General features: G+C 49.3%; 4 protein-coding genes. 1 reads left to right on the top strand and 3 read right to left on the bottom strand.

From position 1 onward, the window contains the following. The coding region (locus tag CSR02_RS15185; RefSeq protein WP_143225630.1) for a transposase at positions 1-242 on the bottom strand (242 nt) is incomplete at its 3' end. Positions 243-669: 427 nt separating this feature from the next. Here CSR02_RS15185 and CSR02_RS15180 point away from each other — a divergent pair. After that, positions 670-2568, top strand: coding sequence for a Hint domain-containing protein (locus CSR02_RS15180; RefSeq protein ID WP_099542235.1), 1899 nt, complete (start codon positions 670-672; stop codon positions 2566-2568). A gap of 81 nt (positions 2569-2649) precedes the next feature. Here CSR02_RS15180 and CSR02_RS15175 read toward each other — a convergent pair whose 3' ends face one another. Together CSR02_RS15175 and CSR02_RS15170 are read right to left on the bottom strand one after the other, a co-directional pair. Further along, positions 2650-2922 (bottom strand): FkbM family methyltransferase, encoded by a 273-nt coding sequence (locus CSR02_RS15175; protein WP_099542234.1) that lies wholly within the window; start codon positions 2920-2922, stop codon positions 2650-2652. A 20-nt stretch (positions 2923-2942) separates the two neighbouring features. Further along, the coding region (locus CSR02_RS15170) for an IS5 family transposase (protein ID WP_244177054.1) at positions 2943-3599 on the bottom strand (657 nt) is incomplete at its 5' end.

The raw sequence follows: 3599 nt of genomic DNA, 5'->3' as shown, positions 1-3599 counted from the left end.
TAACGAAATATCCGTTCGATGACGCCGCTTTCACACCAGCGGCGCAGACGCCGGTGCACGTTTTTCCAGTCACCGAAACGGGCAGGAAGGTCGCGCCATGGAATACCCGCGCGATAGCGATACAGCACCGCCTCCACGAACAGACGGTTGTTCACCGCAGTGCCGCCGACATAGCCTTCTCGACCAGGAAGAAGATCCTTTATCCGCTCCCACTGGTCATCGCGTAAACTATAGCGCCGCATCTGTCTGTCTCCCCAAAAAAACGGGAAAACAGTCAGCACACGCAGACACAAAGTACAACCCTCACGTGCCACTCTCAGGGCTTAACTGACGACACGCCGTAGAGATGATGGGCCGCTTTACTATTTTGTAATATACAGAAAAAATCTTACCTATAAGACCTATTGAATAAACGTAAATATATTTTTTAGTACCTTGTAATATATCAGTTTTCTCAAAAAACATTTCTGTATCACGCTGCCGGCATATCGAATATTCGGGTGAACTTTAAATATAGATCGTAGTTTTATTTAGTTGTTATGATAATTTTAAATAATCATAAAATACTTCTCCTATTTTGTAGGGTTTTACATAACTTTTCCTGTTTAGAAAATATTACTGTATTGCGGCAAAAAATAATTAGGAATTTCTTATTAAAGGCTTAAAAACATGGCAGATGACGTAACAACCATTTCCTCCAACACAAGCTGGCTCAATTATAACGGCGGCGGCACTCAAGATTTTGACACTCCGCCAGATAACGCCACATCTGGTTTAGGCACAGGCCCAACTTTGAACGTTACCAATGGGGCTTTGCTAGAAATTTCCGGCTACCTGAACCTAAATGCAGCCACCCTTAATATTACAGATGGCGCCACAGTTTCCGTTGTTCCCGCCTTGATAGGTGGTGACCTCAGCAACGCTGCGGGGGGCACCGTTAACATTAATGGCGGCACCCTGACGCTCAGCAATAATTTAAATGGCAATCAGGGTGTTTATAATATCACCAATGGCACATTATCCGTTGGCAATGATTTCAACGGCAATCAGGGCGTTTACAATATTTACAAAGGTGGCGTGCTAGATGCCGGCACCAATTACTCCAACATCAATGCCGGACGCTTTAATATTGAAGGCGGCACGGTTATATTCGCTGACATTGTCTTTATTGATGGCGGCAACAAGATTGATTTCCACAACACCCCCGGTGGGCAGCTTGTTATTGGCAGCACATCTTTAAGTGATATTTCAGGGGATTCCCTGAATGTCGAAAACTTTGTGTATGGAGATCAGATTAAAATTGCCTCCAGCACATCTTATAGTGATGATGCGTTGTCCACTGCCGTAAGTGGGGATGATCTGCTTATCCAGTCCACCGTTGATGGTAAAACCACCACGGTTGTCACCATTAAAGGGTATGCAACATCTTCCGCCGCCAATGTAGAGCCCGCCCCTACCGTAACCTACAGTGACGGCTACATTCTGTTTGGTGAACAAAGCGATACTGGCGCATGTTTTCTGGCTGGCAGCATGGTGCGCACCCCGCAGGGTTCTGTTGCCGTAGAAAACATTCAGGCAGGTACAGATATTTTTGTATATGACTGGAAAAGCAACACAGAAACCACACAGCAGGTTACGTGGGCCGGGCAAGCTTTTACGGTTGTAAATTCCAGCCTGCCGGATGATGAAGCCGGATACCCCGTACGCATTCTAAAAGATGCGTTGGCAGACGGTACGCCTTACAAGGATATGCTGGTAACGGCAGAACATTGCCTGTTCTTTAACGGGCGGTTTGTGCCTGCGCGTATGCTAGTAAACGGTGCTTCCATTTTTTACGATAAGTCCATCACCTTTTATCCATATTACCATGTGGAAACAGCAGAACATGCCGTTATCTCTGTGGATGGCGTGCTGACAGAAAGCTATCTGGATACAGGCAACCGCCGCAGCTTCCGCCAGAACAGCAAGGTTGTGCAGTTGCACAGCAAAACACGCACATGGGAAGAAGATGCCGCTGCCCCATTGGGTGTGGATGTTGATTTTGTAAAACCGCTTTTTGATAACTTCAAAAACCGTGCACGCCATGTGGCTGGCAGCCAGATACCCGCCGCACCCGGCACACTAACCACAGACCCCAACCTGCACTTGGTTACGCAAACAGGTGCGGTTATTCGGCCTGTGCGCTGCGCTAACCAGCATTACAGCTTTATGCTGCCACCTGGCACACGGTCTGTTCAGATTGTTTCACGCGCAAGCCGCCCGGCAGATGTCATTGGGCCTTTTGTGGATGATCGCCGACAGTTGGGTGTTGCTGTGGCTGATATTCAGCTTGTAACTGCCCGTAAGCGCGCAACCCCCATTACGGCACATCTTCAGCCTAACAAACCGGCTGGCTGGCATAATATGGGTTGGGCCGAATGCGCATGGACAAACGGTAACGCCACGCTGCCGCTAGGTGCACAAACAAAGCATAACGAAATTGCCATGCTTTCCATCACCCTTCAGGCAACGGGTTCCTATCCGCTTGCGTCAGAAGCACAGGAAAACGCGCAGATACGTTCTGCCTGATAGGTTCTTAAACCTTTCAGATACAAAAAGAGGCCCTGCTTTTATAAACATGGCCTCTTTTATTTTGTAATCTTTCTATAATTACACTGTTGGAATGGATTTTTCCTGCGGTACCCACATATGGTTCCATGCCTGTGCTTCGTACACCACACGGTTACCGGGTTGAGAAGCCCCGTTGGGAAGCAGGGCAACATCCTGATACCCACACCGTTGCAGCAGGTCTGTCAGCCCGGTTTGATCTGCGCGCGGAAGCACTTCAACAAAAACTATGGGCCTATCGCGCTTTATCAGGGTTTCTGCACCTAGCAGAACATCCAGATCATGCCCTTCTGCATCCACCTTCGCAATGGCCACCTAAGAGCCCTTTTGGGAATTCACGGATGAGCGTTTCTGCGTAGCATGAGGCTTCCCATGGCGATGTGGATCATGGCCTCTGCGACGTCGATCCGCTGTTCGTAGTCCTTCACAAGGCGACGCCAGCGGATCATCCAACCGAAGGTCCGTTCCACAACCCACCGACGCGGCAGGATTCCAAACCCTTTTGCTGTCTCTGAGCGCCGGATGATCTCGACTGTGAAGTCGAGAAAAGTGGCCTTATCCATCAACTGGAGGCGGTCATAGGCTCCATCGGCAAACAGGTGCTTCACCCAAGGCCAGCGTTTACGAATGGCATCAAGGATCATCTGTCCTCCTGCACTGTCCGAAATATCGGCTGTTGTCAGCTGGACCAGGAGAAGGCGGCCATCCGTATCAACTGCGATGTGACGTTTCGGACCGACGATCTTCTTGCCTGCGTCATAACCACGTGTCTTTGCGTGAGGTGCCTTGATACTCTGGCTATCAATGACACCACCCGATGGACTGGTTTCGCGTCCTGCCGCTTCACGATCGAGCATCAGACAGACATCATGAATGGTCTGGACCAGGAAACGGCGCATCAGCCTGCGGAACCACCAGTAAACCGTTTGAATTGCCCCGGGTTTTGTGGAGACAGAAAGACCCGTGAGGTAAGAAGAATTCATGAGCAATAA

Source organism: Acetobacter pomorum (assembly GCF_002738225.1).
Classification (GTDB): domain Bacteria; phylum Pseudomonadota; class Alphaproteobacteria; order Acetobacterales; family Acetobacteraceae; genus Acetobacter; species Acetobacter pomorum.
Note: the sequence above shows the minus strand (reverse complement) of the source record. Positions and strands in the feature narration are given on the sequence as shown.

What these genes read in the sequence shown, in the direction of transcription:
- CSR02_RS15180 (WP_099542235.1), top strand. Translation starts at nt 670, where the DNA reads ATGGCAGATGACGTAACAACCATTTCCTCCAACACAAGCTGGCTCAAT.